Genomic DNA, 22157 nt, shown 5'->3' on the forward strand with positions numbered 1-22157 from the left:
CCGCGCGGCCCTTCATGATCGTCAGGCGATCAGAAGCGAACGCCGAGGCCGGCGAGCACCTGATGGCGCTCCACGTCCTGGCTGTAGTTCGAGTAGCGATACTCGACCTTGCCGTAGAAGCGGCCGAACTGGCGCTCCACGCCGGCACCCAGACGGAAGCCGTCGAGATTGTCGGCGGCGCGGACATTGGCGGTCTCGCCGATCACGCGCGCATTGGTGTAGCCGCCCTTCACATAGAGCAGCGTGTTCGGGATGACGACATAGCCGGCGCGCACGCCCGCATAGAGGTCGCGGCCAGCCTTGACGGTGACGCCCGCGTCGGTTTCCTTCGCGGTCGAACCGGTGACTTCACCCTCGACGCCGAACACGGCCTTGCCGCGCTGCAGGTCGTAGCCAAGCGCACCGCCATAGGTGAAGCCCGACGCGCCTGCGTTATTGGTTTCCACACGGTCCCAGCCGCCGACGATTTCGGCGCGCGGGCCCTGGAAGGGCTTGGCTTCATCCTGGGCGAAAGCGGGGGTTGCGGCTGCCGTCAGGGCGAGCGCCGCCGTTGCGAGAATTCGCATTGTTTTTCCTACTCTTTGGACTTTGTACTCTAGCTTCGGATGGCCATCCGGGGGACTACGTAGGTCTCCATCTCGCAGCTGCAATATGGCAAATTAACTACACTGGTAGGTGTTGCCTTTCGGCCTCACCTATACCTTTGTGCAATTGCGAACGGTCGCGAAGTTGAAAGCCGGTTCAGGTTTGCTTGACCGGGGCTTGGCCGGGGGATTATCGCCGCGCCAGATCAGGAGAGAATCGCAGCGATGAACAAGCTCTATCCCAACGCCGAAGCAGCGCTGGAAGGGCTGCTGTTCGACGGCATGACTCTGTGCGCCGGCGGTTTCGGCCTGTGCGGCATCCCTGAGCGGCTGATCGACGCGATCCAGGCCTCGGGCGTCACCGGGCTCACCATCGCCTCCAACAATGCGGGCATCGACAATGAGGGGCTGGGCAAGCTGCTGCGCAGCCGCCAGGTGAAGAAGATGATTTCCTCCTATGTCGGCGAGAACAAGGAGTTCGAGCGGCAATATCTCGCCGGCGAGCTCGAGGTGGAATTCTGCCCCCAGGGCACGCTCGCGGAGCGCTGCCGCGCGGGCGGGGCAGGGATACCGGGCTTCTATACCAAGACCGGCGTCGGCACCCAGGTGGCCGAGGGCAAGGAAGTGAAGACCTTTGACGGCGAGGATTATATCCTCGAGCGCGGCATCCGCAGCGACGTCTCGATCATCAAGGGCTGGAAGGCCGACGAGAGCGGCAACCTCATCTTCCGCAAGACCGCGCGCAACTTCAACCAGCCGATGGCGACCGCGGGGCGCGTCTGCGTAGCCGAGGTGGAGGAAGTGGTGCCGGTTGGCAGCCTCGATCCGGACTGCATCCATCTGCCTGGCATCTATGTGAAGCGGATGATCATCGGCAGCCCCTACGACAAGAAGATCGAGTTCCGCACGACGCGGCAGCGCCCAGAAGTCGTTGGGGCGGCATGATGCCGAGCGCCTCCGGGCGATTGCTGGGCGGGACGGTCGCGATGGCGCTGCTGTCCGGCTGTGTCGCTGCGGCGGTACCGGTCGTGGCGGCGGGCGGAATCTACAAGTCGTCGCAGGATGCGAAGAAGCGCAAGCGGAACCGGGGGCGACAGGAAGCCCCGCAGCCCGCGCCGAGTGCGACCGTGCAGACGCCGGAGGGACAGTGGCAGGTCACGCAGCTCAAGCAATTGCCGTCGCCCAGCGGTGTACCGGACCAGCCGCCGGTGACAGCCACGCCGGCCGCGGGCGTCGCCGTGCCGCCAGGGATGCAATATCTCTACGGATCGGGCGAGGCGGCGGCGCTGAGCGTGCAGGCTTATCAGGCGTTGTGGGCCTATGTCCGCAACCGGGCGCTCGACCGGAAGACAGGCAGTTCCGCCTGGTCGGTCGTGCTTTCGCGCGACGGCACGCTGGCGGCGCCGAAGTTCACGGCGTGTGAGCAGAAGCCGCTCGCCGTTGTGCTCGACGTGGACGAGACTGCCTTGCTCAACCTGGGCTATGAGGCCTCCGACGCACAGCGCCAGGGCGCCTATGACGAAAAACGCTGGGATCGCTGGGAGCAGACCGGCGCTGGCAAGGTGAGCGCGGTGCCGGGCGCGGTCGATGCGCTCCAGGCGGCGCGGCGCGAGGGCGTGACGGTGGTCTTCAATTCCAACCGGCTGGCGGCCAATGCCGCGCAGACCGAGGCGGCGCTCAACGGCGCGGGGCTGGGCCCGGCCGAGCATGGCAAGACGCTCTGGCTGCGCGGCGACGACGGCACGACGTCGAGCGCCAAGGACGAACGCCGCTGGCAGATCGCCGAGCGCTATTGCGTGATCGCACTGGTTGGCGACCAGCTCGGCGACTTCACCGATCTGTTCAACAAGGACCCGAACCCGGTGATGCGGCGCAACGCGGCGACCGAGACGATGATCGCGCCGCTATGGGGCGCGGGCTGGTTCATGCTGCCCAATCCCGTCTATGGCAGCGGCCTCAAGGGCAGCTTCGACGAGGTTTTCCCGGCGGACAAGCGCTGGAACGATCCGGGGGACGCATCCGCGGCGCCGGCTCGGCTGTCGATCGATGCCGCTCCGTGAGCATATGGCGCATCTGGGCCTTCGGTATCACGGCGGCGCTTTTCCCGCCGGCGCCTGCCGTGGCGCAGGGTACTCCCTTGAGCGACGAGAGGCTGTTCCAGGCCGGCGACGGAACGCTGCTGCTGAGCAATTGGGCGGAGCAAGCGATCTATGAATCGCCGGTGATGCGCGCGCATCTCGAGCGGATCGGCCTGGCGAGGACGTGCGCCATCGCCAACGAAGCGGTAAAGCTGGCGGTGAGCGATCGTATCGATGCCTTCCGGCCGGCGCTGGTCGCGGCGATGCGGAGCCAGATTCCCGCCGACCGCTTCGATGCCAGGCGCTGGCTTTCGTTGCAGGGCGCGCTGGCGGCCTATCGGGGGCGGGTGGAGGATGCGCTGCTCCGCGACGCAGCGCCGGTCTATGAAGGCGTTCGCGCGCTTGCCCTGACCCGTTTCCAACGTGAGACCGCAATCGCAGCCGCCGTTGCCGGGTCCTGGGCGGACATATTCGCGGATTGGGACCTGTCCAGGACCAACGCCGTTCGTACCGCTTGCATGCTGTACCAGCTTTCGGATCCGGTCATGGCCAAGCGGCCCTTCGACCAATTCTATCAACGCAAGGAAATGCACTGATGCCCTGGACCCGTGACGAAATGGCGGCGCGTGCCGCGCGCGAGCTCGAGGACGGCTATTACGTCAATCTGGGTATCGGCATCCCGACGCTGGTGGCGAACCATATCCCGGACGGCGTGGAAGTGACGCTTCAGTCCGAGAACGGCATGCTCGGCATCGGGCCGTTTCCCTATGACGACGAGGTCGATCCCGACCTGATCAATGCCGGCAAGCAGACGATCAGCGAACTGCCCCAATCGGCCTATTTCGGCTCCGAGCAGAGCTTCGCGATGATCCGCGGCGGGCATATCGACCTGACCGTGCTCGGCGCGATGGAGGTCAGCGAGCAGGGCGACATCGCCAACTGGATGATCCCCGGCAAGATGATCAAGGGCATGGGCGGCGCGATGGATCTGGTCGCCGGGGTGAAGAAGATCATCGTGGTGATGGAGCATACCAGCAAGAACGGCGATCCGAAGTTCATCCCGCAATGCACGCTGCCGCTGACCGGCAAGAACGTGGTCGATATGATCATCACCGATCTGGCGGTGTTCCAGCGCTCCGATCACCAGTCGCCGTTCAGGCTGATCGAGCTGGCGCCGGGCGTCACCGAGGAGGAAGTCGCGGCGAAGACCACGGCGAAGTACGAGGCGCGCGCCGCGGCTTGAACCGAAACGCGTCATCCGGGCACTAACTCCGCATGACGCCTGAGAATTTCCGCCGCGTATCCGGTGTGTTGCAGTGCCGCAAGTTGACGCTACTCCGAGCGAGGCGTAGCGTCCGGCAATGTTGACCTGGTTTCGTACCCGCTATCTGGACCTGCTGGGTTCGATCTACATCTACAACGAGCACCGGGGGTATACGAGCATCGACCGCGTGCTGGAGGCGGTGCGCGCCCGCGCGCCCGACGATCACCAGCTCATCGCCGACATCGAGAAGCACCGCGCCGACGAGCGCAAGCACTATGTGATGTTCAAACGCTGGTTCGAACTGCAGGGCAAGATGCCGCTCCGGGTCGACCGCACCTGCGGGCATATCGACCGCTTCGTCGAGATCATGTTCCGGCGCACCATCGACAATCTCGACACGAACAGGATCATCGCCGAGGACAACGAGTTCGAGAAGCTCTGCCGGGTGATTTCGCTCACCGAGAAGCGCGGCTACAAGCAGGTCGACATCCTGCTCAAGCATCCGCTGGTGAAGCACGACCGGACGCTGATCAAGATCTTCCAGATCATCGAGAAGGATGAGCCGAGCCACTGGGCGCCCTATGACGGCTGGCTGAAGGCGAACGGCAAGCGCGACCCCAAATGGTGGGAGCACGCGATCGACACCTTCATCCATTCGGAGCTGCTGTTCCTCAAGCTGCCGGCATTGTTCCTCAATCCCTGGGTCAAGCGCCGGACCGAATGGCAGGACGCGCACGACCCGGCAGAGAGCCTCGCCTCGCCGGTGGCCGCCGCAGCCTGATTCCTTCTCCGTCATCCCGGCGAAAGCCGGGATCCAGGGCTTCAAGGTCCGCGCTGCGACTCCCGGACCTCGGCTTTCGCCGGAGCGACGACTGAGGCATAGACGCGGACATGCGAATTCTTCTGACGGGCTCTTCCGGCTGGCTGGGCCGGTTCCTCGTGCCGATGCTGCGGGACCGGGGGCATGTCGTGGTCGGGCTCGACGTCGCCCCGGGCGCGGAAACTCAGGTGATCGGATCGGTGGCGGACCGCGATACGGTCGACCGCCTGTTCGGCGAGCACGGCATCGATGCGGTGATCCATGGCGGCGCGCTGCACAAGCCCGACATCGTCCGCTATCCCGCGCAGGCGTTCGTCGACGTCAATGTGAGCGGCACGCTCAACCTGCTCGAAGCGGCTCTGGCGGGGGGGCACGACCGGTTCGTGTTTACCTCTACCACCTCGCTGATGATCAGCCAGTCGATCCGCGACGAGGCGGGCGACGCGGCGGTGTGGCTCGACGAGGCGAGCGGGCCCATCGAGCCGCGCAACATCTATGGCGTGACCAAGTTCGCCGCCGAGCAGCTCTGCCGGCTGGCGCATCTGAACGACGGGCTGAACTGCGTCGTGCTGCGCACCAGCCGCTTCTTCCCCGAGGATGACGATACGCATCGCACGCTATCGGGCGAGAATATGAAGGCGAACGAGTTGCTCCACCGCCGGTTGACGGTGGAGGATGCGGCGCGAGCGCATATTGCGGCACTGGAGAAGGCGCCGGAGGTCGGGTTCGGAACGTTCATCGTCTCGGCGCCCACACCGTTCGCGCGTGAGGAATGCGCGGCGCTCAAGCATGACGCGCCCGCGGTGATCGCACGGCATTTCCCTGAAGCCGCGGCGCTCTACGCGCGACGCGGCTGGCAATTGCCGGCGCGCATCGGGCGCGTCTACGACGCTGGGCTGGCCGAACGGATGCTGGGCTTTCGCTGCGAGACCGACTTCGCCGCGGTGCTGACCGCACTTGCCGAAGGCGCCGAGCTGCCGTTCGCGCATGACGCGGACTATGTCTCGCCTGCGATCGGTTTCGTCGCTTAGTCGAATTGTCGTCGCGGCCGCCGCGCATTTCCCGGTCCCGCCTTTAGTCGCGCACTCCTTAAGGGAGAGCGGAATGCGTTGGATCGTTCGAGGGCTGGCCGTGCTGGTCGGCATCATCTTGCTGGTGGTCGTGATCGTCTATGCAGGCTCCGAATGGATCCTGCGCAAGAGTCATACGGTGCCGACGGTGGCGGTGACGGTGCCGCATGACGCGGCGTCGATCGCCGAGGGCGCCCGTATCGCCCGCATCGCCAGTTGCCGCGAATGTCATGGCGCGAACGGCGAAGGGAAAGTGCTGTTCGAAGTGCCGATGGTCGGGCGAGTCGCGCCGCCGCCGCTCGCGGCGGCTGCCCTGGACATGACCGATGCCGAACTGGCGCGCGCGGTCCGCTACGGCGTGCACAAGGACGGCAGCTCGTTGTTCATCATGCCGACCCATGCGCTGTCGCACATCTCCGACGACGATCTGGGCCGCGTGATCGCCTGGATCCGCTCGCTCAGGCAAGGTCCCGAGGATTCGAAGGCGCGTACTGTGTTCGGACCGGTGGGCCGCGCGCTGGTGCTCGCCGACAAGCTGCCGACGATGGCGACCTCGGTGATGGTGGCGCAGAAGACGCGTCCCGCCGATATCGGCCGCTACTATGTCGATATCGCCTGCCTCGCCTGCCACAAGCTCACCAAGGAAGGCGTGATGGAGGACGGCAAGATGAAGGTCCCCGCGCTGGCGCCGATGGCGGCATCCTACGACGCCGACAAGTTCCGCCATTTGATGCGCACCGGTGAGGGCATGGGCAAGCGCGACCTGGGGCTGATGAGCGTGGTTGCCAAGGCAGGGTTCGCGGCGATGACCGACCAGGAGATCGCCGCGGTCCAGTCCTATCTGAAGGGTGAGGCGGAGAAGATGCCGCCGCGATAGTTGCCGTGACGCATCTGCATCGATTGTGGTAAACGCCCTTCACGACTTCTGGGGGGATGATCGATGCGGTTTGTGAGGCGCGCAGTCGCTGCGCTCGTCGGACTTTTGCTCCTGTTCGCTGCGGTGGTCTACGGCGGATCGGAATGGCTGATCCGGCGGAGCCATGCGGTGCCGCTGACCGCGGTCACCTTGCCCAAGGACGCCGCGTCGATCGAGGAAGGCGGGCGGCTGGCGAAGCTCGCCGGCTGCCGCGGCTGCCATGGCCCCAATGGCGAAGGCACCGTGTGGACCGACATTCCCTGGTTCATCGGCCATCCCGCGCCACCCTCGATCGCGCGCAAGACCGCGGACTATTCGGACCCGGAACTGGTGCGGCTGATCCAGCACGGAGTGCGCAAGGATGGCAGCTCGCTGTTCATTATGCCGACCGACGCGCACCGCAATCTCGCGGACGACGACGTGCTGAAGATCGCGGCGTGGATCCGCACGCTCAAGTTCACGCCGAAGGATTCGGTCGTCGGCAGCAGCTGGGGCCCGATGGGGCGCTTCCTGATGCTGACCGGGGAAATGGCGCCGAGTATACAGGTGGAGAAGGTCGCGCCCGAGCATCGCCCGGCAGATATCGGCCGCTATTATTACGACGCGGTCTGCTCGGAGTGCCACGAACTGCACAAGCCCAAGCCGTTCGAAGGGGGCAAGCAGATAGCGCCAGCGCTGGCGCCGATGGCAGCGAGCTACGACTCTGCGACGTTCCACAAGCTGCTCAAGACCGGCGTGCCGCCGGGCGGCCGCAACCTGGGCGTGATGAAGGATGTCGCGGTGGAGGGAGCCTATGCCTTTACCGATGCGGAGGTTGATGCGCTCCAGGCCTATCTGAAGGGCGAGGCGACGCGAGCAGCTACGCAATAGCCGAACTTGGCGACGCAAAATTGCGGAGCGGGTTGCACCTGAGCAAGATTCGCCTAGATCGCCAGCATGGCGAGCAAACCCCTCACCCTGTATGAAAAGATCTGGGCCGACCATGTCGTCGAGCGCCGGGACGACGGCACCTGCCTGATCTATATCGATCGTCACCTCGTCCATGAAGTGACCAGCCCCCAGGCGTTTGCGGGCCTCCGCGCGGCCGGCCGCCCGGTGCGCCGGCCCGACCTTACCCTCGCCGTGCCCGACCACAACCTGCCGACCACGGCGCGCGTCGATGCCCAGGGGCACGCGCTGCCGATCGCCGATCCGGCAAGCGCAGGGCAGCTTTCGGCACTGCGGGCCAATGTCGCCGAATTCCATGTGCCCTATATCGACGCGCTCGATGCGCGGCAGGGAATCGTCCATGTCGTGGGCCCGGAACAGGGCTTCACGCTGCCCGGCACCACGCTCGTCTGCGGCGACAGCCATACCTCGGCGCATGGCGCGCTGGGCGCGCTGGCGTTCGGCATCGGCACCAGTGAGGTCGAGCATGTGCTGGCGACGCAGACCCTGCTGCTCGCCCCGTCGAAGACGATGGAGGTCCGCGTCGACGGGGCGCTCGGTTTCGGCGTGAGCCCCAAGGACGTGGTGCTTGCGATCATCGGCAAGATCGGCGCGGCCGGCGGCACGGGTCATGTCATCGAGTTCACCGGCGAGGTGATCCGCGCGATGTCGCTCGAGGGGCGGCTGACCGTGTCCAACATGTCGATCGAGGGTGGCGCCCGCTCGGGCCTGATCGCGCCCGACGAGACGACCTTCGCCTATCTCAAGGGCCGCCCGATGGCGCCGCAGGGCGCCGACTGGGACAAGGCCGTCGCTTATTGGAAGACGCTGCCGACCGATGCCGGCGCGACCTATGACGCGGTGGTGAGGCTCTCGGCCAGCGACATCGCGCCGTCGCTGACCTGGGGCACCAGCCCCGAGGATGTCGTCCAGATCACCGGCGCGGTGCCCGATCCCGACAGCTTCGCCGACCCATCGAAGCGCGAGGCGGCGCGGCGTTCGCTGGATTATATGGGGCTCGCGGCGGGCACGGCGATGCAGGATATCGGCATCGAGCATGTCTTTATCGGCTCGTGCACCAACAGCCGGATCGAGGATCTGCGCGCCGCCGCGGCGGTGGTGGAAGGGCGTCACATCGCCGACCGCATCCGCCAGGCGCTGGTCGTTCCGGGCTCCGGACTGGTCAAGCGCCAGGCCGAAGCCGAGGGCCTAGACCGCATCTTTTTGGAGGCCGGCTTCGAATGGCGCGAGCCCGGCTGCTCGATGTGCCTGGCCATGAACCCCGACAAAGTACCTAGCGGTGAACGTTGTGCTTCCACTTCGAATAGAAATTTCGTAGGAAGACAAGGACCTGGGGCCCGCACGCACCTCGTATCGCCAGCAATGGCGGCGGCGGCGGCGGTCACCGGGCGGCTTACCGACGTCAGAGATCTAATGACCGGCGGCGGCCACTGGGGATGAAGAATGAAACGGGCGCTAGTTGCGTTGATTACCGCGACCGTGCTGAGCGGGCTCGCGGCGGCTTATGCCAGTGCATATCCGCGGGCCGAGGCACCGGCCAAGACCGCTCCGACCGCCAAGATACTCGCAAAGGCGCGTTAAGCGCCGCGATTGTCTTCGGGAGGGGTGACGGGAAGGGCGCGATGTTTTCGCGCCGCGGGAGCGCTGTTTCCGTCCAGATCGCCATTTCGAACGGGAGTCCGCGCTGATGGAGCCGGTCCGCCAGGTGGAAGGGCGCGCCTATCCGTGGGGCGCCAAGAATATCGACACCGACATCATCATCCCCGCGCACTGGCTGAAGACCACGACGCGCGAGGGCATGGGCAAGGGCGCGTTCGAGACGGTGCGCGCCCAGCCCGGCAACATCTTTGACGACACCCGCTATGCCGGCGCGCCGGTGCTGATCGCGGGCGAGAATTTCGGTTGCGGCTCCAGCCGCGAGCACGCCGCCTGGGCGCTGGGCGATCTGGGCATCAGGGCCGTGATCGCGCCGAGCTTCTCCGACATCTTCTCGGGCAACGCCTTCAAGAACGGCATCGTCACCGTGGTACTGCCGCAGGAGGCGGTCGACCGGCTGGTCGAGGTCGCGAAGACCGACGAGATTACCGTCGATCTCGAGACGATGACCGTCACAACGCCCTTCCAGGATCGCTTCGCCTTCGAACTCGACCCGTTCCGCCGCCAGTGCCTGCTCGAAGGGCTGGACGAGATCGGCATGACGCTGGCAAGAGATACCGCGATTTCTAAATATGAATCCGCGGTTGTCGATGCGCGCCCGTGGATCGCTGTAGGAGGCGGGAATGAAGGCACTGTTCTCGAAGGCGCCGGGCGGACCTGAAACTCTAAGCGTCGAGGAAGTGGCCGATCCCGTACCGGGCAAGGGCCAGGTGCTGATCGCAGTGAAGGCCTGCGCGATCAACTATCCCGACGTGCTGATCATCGAGGACAAATACCAGTTCAAGCCGCAGCGGCCGTTCGCGCCCGGTGGCGAGATCGCCGGCGTGATCGCGGCGGTGGGCGAGGGCGTCACCGAATGGGCGCCCGGGGACCATGTCGTCGCGGTGACGGGCCATGGCGGGCTCGCCGAGAAACTGGTGACCGAGGCGGCGCGGCTGTTCCGCCTGCCCGAGGGGCGCAGTTTCGAGGAAGGCGCGGCGCTGCTGCTGACCTATGCCACGACGATCCACGCATTGCTCGATCGCGGGCATCTGCGCGAGGGGCACACGCTGCTGGTGCTGGGCGCTGCCGGCGGCGTCGGGCTGGCGGCGATCGAGCTGGGCAAGGCGTTCGGCGCGACGGTGGTCGCGGCGGTATCGTCCGAGCAAAAGGCCGAGGCGGCGAAGGCCGCGGGCGCCGACCGGACGATCGTCTATGGCCGCGCGCCGTTCGACAAGGACCAGTCCAAGGCGCTGGCCGAACAGTTCAAGACCGCGGTCGGGCCGGCAGGCGCCGATGTGATCTACGATCCGGTGGGCGGCGACTATGCCGAGCCGGCGCTCCGGGCGATCGGCTGGGAGGGGCGCTATCTGGTCGTCGGCTTCCCGGCGGGCATCCCCAGGCTGCCGCTTAACCTGACCCTGCTCAAGAGCTGCGACGTGTGCGGCGTCTTCTGGGGCGCCTTCGCGGCGCGCGATCCCGGGGCCAACCAGGCACATATCGAGCGGCTGTTCCGCCTGTGGGACGAGGGGCGGATTGCGCCCAGGGTGACCGAGGTGTTTTCGCTCGCGGACGGCGGCAAGGCGATCGCCAAGATGGCGGCGCGCGGCGCGATCGGAAAGCTGGTGGTAAAAATCTAAGCCCCTCCTCTTCAGGGGAGGGGTTGGGGGTGGAGGAGTCATGGATGCCAACCTCAGTGGACACTGCCCCACCCCAACCCCTCCCCTGAAGGGGAGGGGCTCAAGAGGCGTTGCCAGCGGGGCGCGGCTTACCTATCTCGCGGGTATCGCAACCCGAGGGGCTAGGACGACATGACCACATTCGACGATCGCGAGAAGGCGTTCGAGGCGAAGTACGCGCGCGACGAGGATATGGCGTTCCGCGTCACCGCGCGCCGCAATCGGCTGGTCGGCCATTGGGCGGCGGCCAAGATGGGCCTCACCCCCGAAGAGACCGACGCCTATGCCAAGGCGGTGGTCCAGGCCGATTTCGAGGAAGCCGGCGACGAGGATGTGATCCGCAAGCTGCTGGGCGATCTGCTCGCCGCCGGGATCGAAGTCGACGACGCCACCGTGCGCGACGCGCTGCGCGACCAGATGGTCGAGGCGCGCCGCCAGCTCATGGAATCCAAATAATGCCGATGGCCGCGGCCGATATCGAGGCGCTGATCCGCGAGGGCATCCCCGATGCCCATGTCGAGATTACCGACCTTGCCGGCGACGGCGACCACTATGCAGCGCGGGTCGTCGCCCCCATGTTCAGGGGGATGCCGCGCGTGCGGCAGCATCAGGCAGTATATGCGGCGCTGGGTGGGCGGATGGGCGGCGTGCTCCACGCGCTCCAGCTGACCACCGAAGCGCCAGTCGAGGAGTGAACCCAAGTGACCGACGAAGTGCAGGACCGTATCCAGGGTCTGGTCGACGCGAGTGATGTGCTGCTGTTCATGAAGGGCAGCCCGCTATTCCCGCAATGCGGCTTCTCCAGCCGTGCGATCGCCATCCTCAACCATCTCGGCGTCGAGTTCGAGAGCGTCGACGTGCTCCAGGACCAGGGCGTGCGCCAGGGCATCAAGGCCTTTTCGGACTGGCCGACGATCCCGCAGCTCTATGTGAAGGGCGAATTCGTCGGCGGATCGGACATCATGATGGAGATGTACGAGAGCGGCGAGCTGGCGCAACTGCTGGCCGACAAGGGCGTCACCGCCTCGGCGTGACCCGTGCGAGTTGGACGCGTTTCGGCGCGTCCCGCTTGTTTCGCTTTCTGTGGGAAGCCCGGTGCGGGCGGGTCGACGCGAGACCGGTTAAAGCATCGACCCGCCCTATGAAGCGTAGAAACGCTCGGGTGCCTCTTACTTTGCAGGCGGCGTGCCAACTCTGCCGAGTGGCGGTTTTCCGCAGGTTTAGTGGTTAGCGAGAATTAACCACCCTCCGCACCTGTAAGCCGATCCGACAGTTTTCCGACCTTCGGGCGATCTCATCGGCTTCCGCCAGTGAATGCTTCGAGCACGTCGGCGGTGACGCGCGACACGATCCTATGGGCCGAGGCGTGACCGTCGGTAAGGACGCGCGCCCAATCGGTCGTTCCGCCGTTGAAGACCAATCCCTTCCTGGGGTCGGACGCGCTTTCGGTGCCGTATATCCCCATCGCGCCGGCGCCGCCCATGTCCCATCCGTCCAGCCTGCCGGTATCGGCGAGGATGTTGAAGCCATTGGGGGCACTCGGCACGCCATCGACTTCATAGCCAATCAGCCGGTCCTCGGCGCCGAACGTCTGTCCATCCGCCAGCCCGCAGCCAGCGAACGCCCAATGGTTCGCATTGCGCACGGTGAAGCCGATCGGATCGCGTGCGGTGTTGATCCAGCCGGTGCCGGGCTCCCAGTCGCCCCATTTGCCGCCGCCAAAGCCGTAGCTCAGCCCGAGGAGGTCGGACTCGTCATGGCCGGGCCAGTTTTCCGCGAGCTTGTTGACGACCTTCAGATGCTCGGGGGTCCCGGGCGCGCCGAAATCGACCGGCCGGAAACAGGTATTGCCGCTGAACACCGCGACATTACCGCCGCCCTTCAGGAAATGGGCGACCGCGTCGCGCATCCCGTGGCTCCAATATTCGTGATGCCCGACGCTCAGCATGCACTGGTACGCGGTCAGATCGAGCTGGCCGCTGTGCAGGTCCAGGTCGGTGTAGAAATCGCAATCGATATTCCGGGCGATCAGCCAGCGGATGAACCTCGCGTCCCAATGGGTGAATTGCTGGCGCGGCGAGCCCGGATCATAGGGATCAGGCGGCTCGCCGAGTTGCGCGCCGAGGCCGCCGCCGGGGCGCAACAGGCTCACCTTCCATTGCGGGCTCGTCCCATGGACATGATCGTCATAGAAACAGCCGCCGCCGGTGGAGTTGTAGGCGTGATAGGTGGCGATGGGGACCACATAGGCGATCGGCGCGGCCGGTCTCGCCGGGCGGCACATGACCAGCGCCATATTGTCGCTGTCGGGCGGAGAGCCATGGACGGGCGCACCGGCCGCGCAAAGCTGTCCCAGCGGAGTGGTCGGCCGACCGGCGGCATCGACCTCATAGACGATAGCGATATAGGCGCCGCTGGGGACCGCCGGACAATCCGGCCGAAGCGTGATCGTGGGCCAGGCCCAATCCTGGTCATACGCCATCGGTGCGCTGCTTCCGCCCGACTGGAAGACGAAGCCGTCGCCACGCCGGTCATGCGTGACGTTGCTGGCCGAGATTGGCGAGATCCGGCTGAACCTGCCCAGCATCGCCTCGCTACCCTGGACATAAAGTGCCACCGAAAAGCGTGAATTCGGTTGCACGCCGATCGTGAAGGCCTGGCCCGCGGCGAAGCTGGACTCGATCGCATAAACTTGCATCGATCCTCCCCGTAGATCACCCGATGGTCATTTCTCCCTACATAGGGCGACGGCATCGCCTTGGATGCCGCGTAACGGTTCGCTGCGGTATGCGTCGCGTCTATCGCACCGACGATTATCCGGACGATCCACGAACATCCCCCGCTACCCGTACCAGCCTGTCATCGGGCGTCCGCGGCGTGTCCGACTCCAATCTGTCAGAATCCATTCAGCCAGCGTTCAGCGCTATTGACTACAGACGTAAACATAGCGATTACATAAGTAGTCAAAGAGGGACGAGATGACCGAACGGATCAGCGATGCCGAGCACGCCGTGATGGAGGTGCTCTGGGAGGAGTCCCCGCTTACCGCGCAGGAAGTCGCCGAGCGCGTGCCTGCCGAACGCGGCTGGAGCGCGAACACGGTCAAGACCCTGCTCGGGCGCCTGCTCGCCAAGGCGATCATCGGACATCAGGAAGAAGGGCGGCGGTATCTGTACCGCCCGCTCGTCGAGCGCGGCGACTATGTCGCGGGTGAATCGCGCAAGTTGATGGACCGGCTGTTCGGCGGCAAGCTGACGCCGTTGGTCGCGCATCTCGCCGAGCGCGACGAAATCACCGACCAGGACATCGCCGAGATCGAGGCTCTGCTGAAGGATCTCAAGCAATGACCGGCTGGGCAGTAGAGACGCTGATCGCCACCACGCTGCTGATGCTGCTGGTGCTGGTCGTCCGCGGACCCGTACGCAAGGCGTTTGGCCCGCATATGGCCTATGCGCTTTGGCTGCTGCCGGTCGCCCGGCTGCTGCTGCCGCCGCTCCCCGAGAGCTGGCGCGAGCAGGCGGTGACGCCGGTCGCCAGGGCGAGCGAGGTCATTGCTTATTATGTGGTCGAGCCGATGTCGGGCGGCCATGAGGCGGCGGTTCCGGTAGCAGTTGCGGCAACCTCGGCGGCCCCTGTCGTCCACGCCGCGCCGATCGATTGGCTGCTGATCGTCGGGATCGTCTGGGGCCTGGGGGCGCTCAGCTTCCTCGTCTATCACCTGATCGCGCACGGCCGCTTCTGCCACAATCTGCTCAGCCGCGCGCGCGTCGACCGTACCGTGGCGCAGGGCCGGGTGCGGGTGATCGAGACCGATGCCGCGCATGGTCCGCTCGCCTTCGGCATCTTCCGCAAATATGTCGCCTTCCCGCGCGACTTTTCCGAGCGCTACGACGAACTCGAGCGCGACCTGGCGCTGGCGCATGAGCTTGGCCACCATGTCCGCGGCGATCTGATCGCGAACTGGGTCGCGCTCATCGTCCTCGCCATCCACTGGTTCAATCCGATCGCCTGGAGGGCCTTCCGCGCCTTCCGCGCCGATCAGGAAATGGCTTGCGACGCCCTCGTGCTCGCCGGCCGCGCCCAGGCACTGCGCCATGCTTATGGCCGTGCGATCGTCAAGTCCGCGCATGGGGGTGCGGTCTCGGCGGCATGTCACTTGCACACGATCAACGAAGTCAAAGGGAGGCTACGCATGCTTTCGAAGACCAGGAAACTATCCCCCACCCGGATCGCCACGGGACTGGTGGGCGTGAGCGCGCTCTCGCTGGCGGCGCTGGGGCTAACTGCCTCGGGCACCCAGGCGGCTGAGCGCATCAAGAACGACGTCAAGGCGACGATCGGCCTGCAGGAAGTGCCGGCGCCGCCGGCGCCGGTCGCACCGGTCGCCGCGCCCGAGCTTCCCGAGCCGCCCGAAGCGCCGGAAGCCGCCGCGGGTCCGCACAAGATCGAGAAGCACGTCTATCGCTACGTCCATGACGAGAAGAAGGACGGCAAGCAGGTCAAGAAGATCGTCATCGTCCGCGCCGACGGCGGCCGGGAAGAGGTCGACATGCCCGACATGGCGGAGATCGAGGCTTCGATCCCCGAGGTCCGCGACGGCAAGTGCGGCCAGGGCAAACCGACGGTGGAGCATCGCACCGAGGGCAAGAAGCAGATCATGATCGTCTGCTCGGATCGGATCGCGATGGTCACCGCGGATGCCAACCGCATGGCGATGCATGGCAAGCGCATGGGCATCGAGAGCGCCCGGATGGGGATCCGCATGGCCCGCCGCTCGATCGAGAGCGAGCGTGACATGTCCGAAGCCGAGCGTGCCAAGGCGCTGGCCGGTCTGGATCAGGCGCTGGCCGAGATCGAGTCTGACAAGGCCGACAGAAACGACAAGGACGACGATTGACGAGAGGGGAAGGGTAAACCCGCCACCCGGCGGGAGCCCTTCACACGGGGCCGGTTGAACTCCTTCGCAGCCGGCCCCGTTACTCGTCGCTCTTGTGCAATGTGCCGCCAGCCGCCATCTGCAGGCACATGAACGACGCCCCTACCGGCATCGCGATCGCGGTCGATCCGCTGGTCACGCGCGTGCTGGCGCCGAACCCGTCGCCCTTCACCTATACCGGTACCCAGACCTATCTGGTCGGCACCACCGACGTGGCGGTGATCGATCCGGGCCCTGACGATCCCGAGCACATCGCGGCACTGCTCGCCGCGATCGGCGGGCGGAAGGTGACCGCGATCCTCTGCACCCACACCCACCGCGACCACAGCCCCGCCGCGCCCGCGGTAAAGGCGGCGACCGGCGCGTCGATCATCGGTTGCGCGCCGCTGGCGATCGAGGATCTGGGGCCGCGCGCCGATGCCTCGTTCGACACGACCTACGCGCCCGATCGTGTGCTGGCGGACGGCGAGAGCGTGTCTGGCGAAGGTTGGACGCTGGAGGCGGTGGCGACGCCCGGGCATACTTCCAACCATCTCTGCTTCGCGCTGCCCGAAAGCGGCGTGCTGTTCACCGGCGATCATGTGATGGGCTGGTCGACCACTGTCGTCGCGCCGCCCGATGGCGATATGGCGGCCTATATGGCCAGCCTCGACAAATTGATGGCGCGCCAGGACCGCATCTATTTCCCCGCCCATGGCGAGCCGGTCGAGCGGCCGCACCGCTTCGTGCGCGGGCTGATCGGGCATCGCAAGCAGCGCGAGGGGCAGATCCTCCGCCTGCTCAGGCAGGATGTGGGCGCGATCCCGGCGATGGTCGAGCGCATGTATGTCGGGCTCGACCCGCGGCTGACCGGCGCTGCGGGCCGATCGGTGCTGGCGCATCTGATCGATCTAGAGGCGCGCGGACTAGTCGCGCAGGAGGGCGAGGCGTGGAAGGCGGCGGCGTGAAGCCGGGCAATGGCTGCTTGAAGGCCGTGGCCGCGCTGATCGTGCTGCTACTCGTGCTCGGCGCCGGCCTGTGGCTCGCGGGCGATTATCTCAAGAGCCGCTTCCTCGCGCCCGATCCGGTGACGATCGCTTCGTCCAGCCTGCAGGGCCTGCGCGAGCAGAACCGGCTCTCGACCTTCGCCGCGCGCTATGTCGCGGTGGTCACCTCGAAGCAGAGCCGGGTCGGGCTGAGCGCCGAGAAGACCATGATCATGCCCGGTATGGTCCGCTACGAAGTCGATCTCGCCAAGCTGCAGCAGAAGAACGTCGTCTGGGACGCCGCGAACAAGCGCCTTACGGTCACGCTGCCTCCGATCGAGATCGTCGGCCCCGATGTCGATATCAACGCCATCCGCGAATATTCGGGCGGCGGCATCCTGATGCGGCTGACCAATGCCGAAGACCAGCTCGACGCCGCCAACCGCAAGGCCGGCCAGGCCGAACTCGTCCGCCAGGCGCGCGAGGAGATGCCGATGCGCCTCGCGCGCGAGGCTACAAGGCGCGCCGTCGAGCACAGCTTCGCGATGCCGCTCAAGGCGGCGGGGCTCGAGGCGCAGGTCGCGGTCTATTTCCCCGACGAACCTGGGGCGCGCGATCGCGAGCAATGGGATCGTTCGCGCTCGGTCCAGGAAGTGCTGGGCAACCGCAACTGATCTCCTCTTCCCACCGACGGATCGAGATTCCCTTTTCGTCACCCCGGCCGAAGTGCCGGGGTCCACTTCTCCGCAAGAGAGCAGCTAGAGGCTTGGGGGCTCGCCCAGCCGCACAGTGGACCCCGGCACTTCGGCCGGGGTGACGGTGTGGGGTGCACCTAGGGGTGGTAGGCCTTCACCTGGGAGCGATTTCCTTCACACCCATTCTTCGCTACCTTCACGACTTCGAAGTTCTGGGGGGAATCGAATGGCGACCATCGTCGAGCCGACGCCGGCAATTCCGCGCGATCACAAATTCTTTCTGACCATGGCGATCGTCATGGCACTGGTTCTCGTCGCCGGCTTCTCGATGCAGCTTGCCGCAGGGCGCTCAAGCTTCGGCGCGCCGATTCATGTCCATGTCCACGCCTTCCTCTTCTTCGGCTGGACGGTGTTGTACGTCACTCAGAATGCGTTGATCGCCAACGGGTCGGTCGCGCTGCATCGCCGGCTCGGCTGGCTGGGTGTCGCCTGGATGGGCGCGATGGTGGTGGTGGGCGTCTATGTCACCGCGATGATGGTGCGGCGCGGCGGCGTGCCCTTCTTCTTCACGCCGGCCTATTTCCTGGTGATGGATACGCTCGCGGTGCTCTCCTTCGCCGGGCTCAGCACCGCCGCGATCCTGCTGCGTCGCAAGACCGAATGGCATCGGCGTCTGCATTATTGCGGCATGGCGACGCTGACCGGGCCCGGCTTCGGCCGGCTGCTGCCATTGCCGTTCCTCATTCCCTATGCGGGCTGGGCGGTGTTCGCGGCGATCATGATCTTCCCGGTGATCGGCATTCTCGCCGACAAGCGCCGCACCGGATCGGTGCATCCCGCCTGGTGGTGGGGCGCGGGCGCGATGGCGGCGACCGAGCTTGCGATCGTCACCCTCTCCGCAAGCCCGCTCGGCGTGGCCTATTACGACGCTGTCGTGGCTGGCGGACCGGGCGCCGCCATCGCGCCCCAGGCCTATCCGCCGTCACCGCTCCCTTGATCCCGCCCGCCGTCAGGGCCATGTGCCGGACAAGCTTGCGGGAGTATGGACATGGACGCGCGTAACGGTATCGGCGGCAGCCTGGCGGGGCTGGACCTTCGCGCGGAGATCGATCGGCTGCGCAAGGAGCGCAACGCCGTCATCCTCGCGCATTACTACCAGAAGCCCGAGCTGCAGGACCTGGCGGACTTCGTCGGCGACAGCCTCGATCTCAGCCGCAAGGCGGCGGAGACCGATGCCGATGTGATCGCGTTCTGCGGTGTGCGCTTCATGGCCGAGACCGCCAAGATCCTGAGCCCCGACAAGATCGTCGTGCTGCCCGACATGAATGCCGGTTGCAGCCTGGAGGACAGCTGCCCGCCCGATCAGTTCGCGGCGTTCCGCGCGGCGCATCCCGATCACATCGCGCTCACCTACATCAACTGCTCGACCGAAGTGAAAGCGCTGAGCGACATCATCGTCACCAGCTCCTCGGCAGAGAAGATCCTCAGCCAGATCCCGCTCGACCAGAAGATCATCTTCGGGCCGGACAAGAACCTCGGCGGCTATCTCCAGCGCGTGCTCAAGCGCGAGATGCTGCTCTGGCCGGGCGTGTGCATCGTCCATGAGGCCTTCAGCGAGACCGAGTTGCTGAAGCTGCGCGCCCAGCATCCCGGCGCGCCGATCGCGGCGCATCCGGAGTGCCCGCCGCACATCCTCGACCATGCCGATTATGTCGGATCGACCCGCGGCATCCTCGATTTCGCCAAGTCCTTCCCCGGCGACACGCTGATCGTCGCGACCGAGCCGCACATCATTCACCAGATGGAAAAGGCGCTGCCCGAGAAGAATTTCATCGGCGCGCCCGGTGCCGACGGCAACTGCAACTGCAACATCTGCCCGTACATGGCGCTCAACAACATGGAGAAGCTCTACCTCGCGCTGCGCGACCTGACTCCGCGCATCGAGATCGAGGAAGGGCTGCGCCTCCAGGCCAAGAAGAGCCTCGATCGGATGCTCGAGATGGCGAACGCGACGGTGGGGCAGGGCGATCTGGGGCCGGTGCGGGTTACGGGGGACTAGGCGTCCGCGTCCGCTATTGGTGGAAAGCGGGCACGGGCTGCGGTAAGGCTCTATTCCATCGATCATCGTCAGAGCTGTTGGGAGGATTCCATTCCCAATATCGGCCTTTTGCTCTCACCCGGTTTCACGACGCTCAGCTTCGTGCCGCTGACTGTATTCGAAGCCGCCAACATGGTGCTGGGAGACGCTCTGTACGACGTGCACGTCGTGACCGCTGGGGGCGGGTCTCTGGCCAACTCGTTCGGCATGGCGATCGAGACGCAATCCATATCCGATTTTGAGTTCGACACGATTCTGGTCGGTTCGCCGCCGGATGCGCAACCCGCGCCCGAGGGCATGCTTGCGGCCCTCAAGGACGCTCCGTCCAAATATCGGCGGGTTGCTTCCATATGTGTGGGGGCCTTCATTCTGGGTCAGGCGGGGCTCCTCGATGACCGCCGTTCAACGACGCATTGGATGTTCGGGGAGGAGCTTCAAGCGCGCTATCCACGCACCCGCGTAGAGATCGATCGGATATTCATTGCCGACGGTCCGATCTGGACCTCGGCGGGAATGACGGCCGGAATCGACATGGCGTTGGGCTTGGTCGAGCATGACCTCGGCCGCGACCTGGCGCGTGAAACTGCCGGACGATGGTGGTCCATCACCGGCGCGCGGGCGGGCAATCGCAGCACTCGGCGCTGATTGAAGTCGACAGCGAATCCGACCGCGTTCAGCAGGTGCTGGATTATGTTCGAGCGCATCTCGACACGGACTTGTCGGTTGAGAAGCTAGCGGAGGTCGCCTGCCTCAGTGTTCGCCAGTTCAGCCGTCTTTTCAGGGCCGAGACCGGGGCGACACCTGCTCGGGTCATCGAGAATCTTCGGTTGGAGAAGGCACGATTTCTGCTTGAGCAGGGGCGCCTTCCGATCGCGGAAATTGCGAAGTCGACAGGATTTTCCGACCGTGAACGTATGAGGCGGAGCTTTCTCAGGAGCTACGGTCAGAGCCCGCGCGCGGTACGCAACACGGCATTTCCGCTGGCTACGATCTGAGAGTCCGAAAAGGTGGCATCTTTGGCATAGGCGAAACCGCCTGCCCCAACTAATTGCTCACCCACACGTTCGCCCGAGCAACGTTCCGCGTCGAACATTGGCCAGGCGTGCTTGGCCGAACGGCAACACTCCTTTTCATGGAGGTGCTCATGTCCGACAAGCCAAGTATCGTATTCGCTCACGGCCTGTGGGCCGATGGATCATGCTACGCCAAGGTCATGGAACTGCTTCAGGCCGACGGCTATGAGGTGATTTCGACCCAGAACCAGCTGAACACCGTTGAAGACGACGCAGCTGCTGTCCGCACTTCGCTGAGTCGTGTCGGCAGTCCTGCGGTCCTTGTGGGTCATTCCTATGGCGGCACGGTGATCACGGCAGCCGGAACGGACGATCGTGTCGCCGCGCTGGTATATATATGCGCGCTTGCGCCTGACGAAGGCGAGACGTCGCAATTCGAACAGGATCGGCACCCCAAGACCGCCGTCTTCGGCAATATCGAACTTGCCGACGGCCGGATCTGGCTGAAACCGTCCGGAACACAGAATTTTTGCGGCGACCTTTCCGAGGAAGAGCAGAAGATGGTCTGGGCGACGCAAACGGCGCCGCTGGCAGACCTGTTCAACCAGCCGGTGCGTGGTGCGGCATGGCGGTCGAAACCGACCTATTACGTGCTCGGACTGGATGACCAGACAGTGCACCCCGAATTGCAGCATTTCGTCGCGGAGCGGATGAACGCGAAGATTACGGAACTGCAGTCGAGCCATGTGCCGATGCTGTCGCAGCCGCAGCGCGTCTATGAAGTCATTCGCGAGGCAGCCAAAGCCGTGCAGGAATCGGCGCTCGAAGTCGCTTGAGATTCACTCGAGCGGGCGCGTCTGTCGCGGAGATCGGCGCGCCCGTTTGGCTGGCGTTCGCGGTTGGCCCGATTGCTCCTTGAAAACCTCTCGGCACGACATTGCGAGATTGCGCGCGTTATCGTGAACTTGATCGATTTTGGCGGCTCGCTGAGAAGCAGGTGCCGCGGGCGCCTCAAGCTAAGGCCGCAAACCCGGGATCATCGACGACGCGACCGTCAACCCCAATGCAGCAACGGCCGAGAGGCCCAGCGTGAAGCCGAACGAGCGGGGCGTCGGCTTTGCGACGGGCACCGGCGCAAGCTGCGCGATCCCTGCCTTGATCGCATCGACCACCGGCTGTTCGGGCACGCCCAGCGTACGGGCGACGCTGCGCGCGAAGCCTACCGCATAGATCGGGGCGCCGCAGCGGTCGAACTCGGCATGCTCGATAGCGTCGAGATGGTGGTGCGAAATCCGCGTGCACGCGGCAAGCTCATCAAGCGACAGCCCACGCGCCTCGCGCGCCTGACGCAGTGCGTCGGCGGTCGAAATCCAGCCTTCTGGCGATCCCGTTTTATGCATTAGAGCGCGCCCCCCGGTGCGTCACGCACCGTTCTGGGACAGAGTTGCGCTGATTC

27 protein-coding genes are annotated in these 22157 nt (G+C 65.5%); 24 read left to right on the forward strand and 3 right to left on the reverse strand.

Annotated features, from left to right (window positions below; all coding sequences use genetic code 11):
• Positions 1-29: 29 nt before the first annotated feature.
• Positions 30-566 (reverse strand): outer membrane protein, encoded by a 537-nt coding sequence (locus IAG41_RS14760; RefSeq protein WP_187729416.1) that lies wholly within the window; start codon positions 564-566, stop codon positions 30-32.
• 243 nt (positions 567-809) lie between these two features.
• Here IAG41_RS14760 and IAG41_RS14765 point away from each other — a divergent pair, with 243 nt between their 5' ends.
• From IAG41_RS14765 to grxD, 15 genes are all read left to right on the forward strand, one after another.
• Complete coding sequence (locus IAG41_RS14765) at positions 810-1529, forward strand: CoA transferase subunit A (protein WP_187729417.1); 720 nt, start codon at positions 810-812, stop codon at positions 1527-1529.
• Positions 1529-2644: a 5'-nucleotidase, lipoprotein e(P4) family gene (locus IAG41_RS14770; protein WP_262408675.1), complete on the forward strand. Its 1116-nt coding sequence runs from the start codon at positions 1529-1531 to the stop codon at positions 2642-2644. The genes IAG41_RS14765 and IAG41_RS14770 overlap by 1 nt, the downstream gene beginning before the upstream one ends.
• A 77-nt stretch (positions 2645-2721) precedes the next feature.
• Positions 2722-3258: a hypothetical protein gene (locus IAG41_RS14775; RefSeq protein WP_187729418.1), complete on the forward strand. Its 537-nt coding sequence runs from the start codon at positions 2722-2724 to the stop codon at positions 3256-3258.
• On the forward strand, positions 3258-3905 hold the full coding sequence (locus tag IAG41_RS14780) for a CoA transferase subunit B (RefSeq protein ID WP_187729419.1): 648 nt from the start codon (positions 3258-3260) through the stop codon (positions 3903-3905). Before IAG41_RS14775 ends, IAG41_RS14780 begins: the two co-directional genes overlap by 1 nt.
• A gap of 118 nt (positions 3906-4023) precedes the next feature.
• The gene (locus IAG41_RS14785) at positions 4024-4707 is read left to right on the forward strand and encodes a ferritin-like domain-containing protein (protein ID WP_187729420.1); all 684 of its coding nucleotides are present in this window, start codon (positions 4024-4026) and stop codon (positions 4705-4707) included.
• Between the two features lie 110 nt (positions 4708-4817).
• Entirely contained in the window at positions 4818-5777 is a 960-nt protein-coding gene (locus tag IAG41_RS14790; RefSeq protein WP_187729421.1) for an NAD-dependent epimerase/dehydratase family protein, read from the forward strand.
• 73 nt (positions 5778-5850) lie between these two features.
• Positions 5851-6693, forward strand: coding sequence for a c-type cytochrome (locus tag IAG41_RS14795; protein ID WP_187729422.1), 843 nt, complete (start codon positions 5851-5853; stop codon positions 6691-6693).
• Positions 6694-6756: 63 nt separating this feature from the next.
• Positions 6757-7602, forward strand: a complete 846-nt coding sequence (locus IAG41_RS14800; RefSeq protein WP_187729423.1) for a c-type cytochrome — start codon at positions 6757-6759, stop codon at positions 7600-7602.
• 66 nt (positions 7603-7668) lie between these two features.
• On the forward strand, positions 7669-9120 hold the full coding sequence (leuC, locus tag IAG41_RS14805) for a 3-isopropylmalate dehydratase large subunit (protein ID WP_187729424.1): 1452 nt from the start codon (positions 7669-7671) through the stop codon (positions 9118-9120).
• Positions 9121-9123: 3 nt separating this feature from the next.
• Positions 9124-9261, forward strand: coding sequence for a hypothetical protein (locus IAG41_RS14810; protein ID WP_187729425.1), 138 nt, complete (start codon positions 9124-9126; stop codon positions 9259-9261).
• Between the two features lie 106 nt (positions 9262-9367).
• The gene (gene leuD / locus IAG41_RS14815; protein WP_187729426.1) at positions 9368-9997 is read left to right on the forward strand and encodes a 3-isopropylmalate dehydratase small subunit; all 630 of its coding nucleotides are present in this window, start codon (positions 9368-9370) and stop codon (positions 9995-9997) included.
• On the forward strand, positions 9960-10955 hold the full coding sequence (locus IAG41_RS14820) for an NADPH:quinone oxidoreductase family protein (protein WP_187729427.1): 996 nt from the start codon (positions 9960-9962) through the stop codon (positions 10953-10955). Before leuD ends, IAG41_RS14820 begins: the two co-directional genes overlap by 38 nt.
• 171 nt (positions 10956-11126) lie before the next feature.
• On the forward strand, positions 11127-11450 hold the full coding sequence (locus tag IAG41_RS14825) for a DUF1476 domain-containing protein (RefSeq protein ID WP_187729428.1): 324 nt from the start codon (positions 11127-11129) through the stop codon (positions 11448-11450).
• Positions 11450-11689, forward strand: coding sequence for a BolA family protein (locus IAG41_RS14830; protein WP_187729429.1), 240 nt, complete (start codon positions 11450-11452; stop codon positions 11687-11689). Before IAG41_RS14825 ends, IAG41_RS14830 begins: the two co-directional genes overlap by 1 nt.
• Positions 11690-11695: 6 nt before the next feature.
• Positions 11696-12028, forward strand: a complete 333-nt coding sequence (grxD, locus tag IAG41_RS14835; protein WP_187729430.1) for a Grx4 family monothiol glutaredoxin — start codon at positions 11696-11698, stop codon at positions 12026-12028.
• A gap of 260 nt (positions 12029-12288) precedes the next feature.
• On the opposite strand, the gene IAG41_RS14840 is transcribed toward grxD, so the two are convergent.
• Complete coding sequence (locus IAG41_RS14840; protein ID WP_187729431.1) at positions 12289-13692, reverse strand: N,N-dimethylformamidase beta subunit family domain-containing protein; 1404 nt, start codon at positions 13690-13692, stop codon at positions 12289-12291.
• 280 nt (positions 13693-13972) lie between these two features.
• On the opposite strand from IAG41_RS14840, the gene IAG41_RS14845 reads away from it, so the two are divergent.
• From IAG41_RS14845 to IAG41_RS14880, 9 genes are all read left to right on the forward strand, one after another.
• Complete coding sequence (locus tag IAG41_RS14845) at positions 13973-14341, forward strand: BlaI/MecI/CopY family transcriptional regulator (RefSeq protein ID WP_187729432.1); 369 nt, start codon at positions 13973-13975, stop codon at positions 14339-14341.
• A complete protein-coding gene (locus IAG41_RS14850; protein WP_187729433.1) occupies positions 14338-15891 on the forward strand; it encodes a M56 family metallopeptidase in 1554 nt (517 codons plus the stop codon). Before IAG41_RS14845 ends, IAG41_RS14850 begins: the two co-directional genes overlap by 4 nt.
• A 128-nt stretch (positions 15892-16019) precedes the next feature.
• Entirely contained in the window at positions 16020-16877 is an 858-nt protein-coding gene (locus tag IAG41_RS14855; protein WP_187729434.1) for an MBL fold metallo-hydrolase, read from the forward strand.
• Entirely contained in the window at positions 16859-17569 is a 711-nt protein-coding gene (locus IAG41_RS14860; RefSeq protein ID WP_316251164.1) for a DUF4230 domain-containing protein, read from the forward strand. The genes IAG41_RS14855 and IAG41_RS14860 overlap by 19 nt, the downstream gene beginning before the upstream one ends.
• Before the next feature lie 247 nt (positions 17570-17816).
• Positions 17817-18587 (forward strand): hypothetical protein, encoded by a 771-nt coding sequence (locus IAG41_RS14865; protein WP_262408676.1) that lies wholly within the window; start codon positions 17817-17819, stop codon positions 18585-18587.
• A 51-nt stretch (positions 18588-18638) separates the two neighbouring features.
• Complete coding sequence (nadA, locus tag IAG41_RS14870) at positions 18639-19649, forward strand: quinolinate synthase NadA (protein WP_187729435.1); 1011 nt, start codon at positions 18639-18641, stop codon at positions 19647-19649.
• 108 nt (positions 19650-19757) lie between these two features.
• Positions 19758-20333 (forward strand): AraC family transcriptional regulator, encoded by a 576-nt coding sequence (locus IAG41_RS22970; RefSeq protein WP_222950712.1) that lies wholly within the window; start codon positions 19758-19760, stop codon positions 20331-20333.
• Positions 20282-20683, forward strand: coding sequence for a helix-turn-helix domain-containing protein (locus tag IAG41_RS22975; RefSeq protein WP_222950713.1), 402 nt, complete (start codon positions 20282-20284; stop codon positions 20681-20683). The genes IAG41_RS22970 and IAG41_RS22975 overlap by 52 nt, the downstream gene beginning before the upstream one ends.
• A 149-nt stretch (positions 20684-20832) precedes the next feature.
• The gene (locus IAG41_RS14880) at positions 20833-21537 is read left to right on the forward strand and encodes an alpha/beta fold hydrolase (RefSeq protein ID WP_222950714.1); all 705 of its coding nucleotides are present in this window, start codon (positions 20833-20835) and stop codon (positions 21535-21537) included.
• 180 nt (positions 21538-21717) lie between these two features.
• Here IAG41_RS14880 and IAG41_RS14885 read toward each other — a convergent pair whose 3' ends face one another.
• The gene (locus IAG41_RS14885; protein ID WP_187729437.1) at positions 21718-22101 is read right to left on the reverse strand and encodes a helix-turn-helix domain-containing protein; all 384 of its coding nucleotides are present in this window, start codon (positions 22099-22101) and stop codon (positions 21718-21720) included.
• Positions 22102-22157 lie beyond the last annotated feature (56 nt).

Source organism: Sphingomonas sp. JC676 (genome assembly GCF_014489075.1).
Classification (GTDB): Bacteria; Pseudomonadota; Alphaproteobacteria; order Sphingomonadales; family Sphingomonadaceae; genus Sphingomonas.

Coding starts and splice junctions, on each gene's coding strand:
- IAG41_RS14770 (WP_262408675.1), top strand. CDS start 1,529: ATGCCGAGCGCCTCCGGGCGATTGCTGGGCGGGACGGTCGCGATGGCG.
- IAG41_RS14810 (WP_187729425.1), top strand. CDS start 9,124: ATGAAACGGGCGCTAGTTGCGTTGATTACCGCGACCGTGCTGAGCGGG.
- IAG41_RS14760 (WP_187729416.1), bottom strand. CDS start 566: ATGCGAATTCTCGCAACGGCGGCGCTCGCCCTGACGGCAGCCGCAACC.
- IAG41_RS14830 (WP_187729429.1), top strand. CDS start 11,450: ATGCCGATGGCCGCGGCCGATATCGAGGCGCTGATCCGCGAGGGCATC.
- IAG41_RS14795 (WP_187729422.1), top strand. CDS start 5,851: ATGCGTTGGATCGTTCGAGGGCTGGCCGTGCTGGTCGGCATCATCTTG.
- IAG41_RS14780 (WP_187729419.1), top strand. CDS start 3,258: ATGCCCTGGACCCGTGACGAAATGGCGGCGCGTGCCGCGCGCGAGCTC.
- IAG41_RS14790 (WP_187729421.1), top strand. CDS start 4,818: ATGCGAATTCTTCTGACGGGCTCTTCCGGCTGGCTGGGCCGGTTCCTC.
- leuC (WP_187729424.1), top strand. CDS start 7,669: ATGGCGAGCAAACCCCTCACCCTGTATGAAAAGATCTGGGCCGACCAT.
- IAG41_RS14785 (WP_187729420.1), top strand. CDS start 4,024: ATGTTGACCTGGTTTCGTACCCGCTATCTGGACCTGCTGGGTTCGATC.
- IAG41_RS14865 (WP_262408676.1), top strand. CDS start 17,817: ATGGCGACCATCGTCGAGCCGACGCCGGCAATTCCGCGCGATCACAAA.
- IAG41_RS14840 (WP_187729431.1), bottom strand. CDS start 13,692: ATGCAAGTTTATGCGATCGAGTCCAGCTTCGCCGCGGGCCAGGCCTTC.
- IAG41_RS14880 (WP_222950714.1), top strand. CDS start 20,833: ATGTCCGACAAGCCAAGTATCGTATTCGCTCACGGCCTGTGGGCCGAT.
- IAG41_RS14845 (WP_187729432.1), top strand. CDS start 13,973: ATGACCGAACGGATCAGCGATGCCGAGCACGCCGTGATGGAGGTGCTC.
- IAG41_RS14885 (WP_187729437.1), bottom strand. CDS start 22,101: ATGCATAAAACGGGATCGCCAGAAGGCTGGATTTCGACCGCCGACGCA.
- IAG41_RS14820 (WP_187729427.1), top strand. CDS start 9,960: ATGAAGGCACTGTTCTCGAAGGCGCCGGGCGGACCTGAAACTCTAAGC.
- nadA (WP_187729435.1), top strand. CDS start 18,639: ATGGACGCGCGTAACGGTATCGGCGGCAGCCTGGCGGGGCTGGACCTT.
- leuD (WP_187729426.1), top strand. CDS start 9,368: ATGGAGCCGGTCCGCCAGGTGGAAGGGCGCGCCTATCCGTGGGGCGCC.
- IAG41_RS14825 (WP_187729428.1), top strand. CDS start 11,127: ATGACCACATTCGACGATCGCGAGAAGGCGTTCGAGGCGAAGTACGCG.
- IAG41_RS22975 (WP_222950713.1), top strand. CDS start 20,282: ATGGTGGTCCATCACCGGCGCGCGGGCGGGCAATCGCAGCACTCGGCG.
- IAG41_RS14850 (WP_187729433.1), top strand. CDS start 14,338: ATGACCGGCTGGGCAGTAGAGACGCTGATCGCCACCACGCTGCTGATG.
- IAG41_RS14800 (WP_187729423.1), top strand. CDS start 6,757: ATGCGGTTTGTGAGGCGCGCAGTCGCTGCGCTCGTCGGACTTTTGCTC.
- IAG41_RS14855 (WP_187729434.1), top strand. CDS start 16,020: ATGAACGACGCCCCTACCGGCATCGCGATCGCGGTCGATCCGCTGGTC.
- IAG41_RS14765 (WP_187729417.1), top strand. CDS start 810: ATGAACAAGCTCTATCCCAACGCCGAAGCAGCGCTGGAAGGGCTGCTG.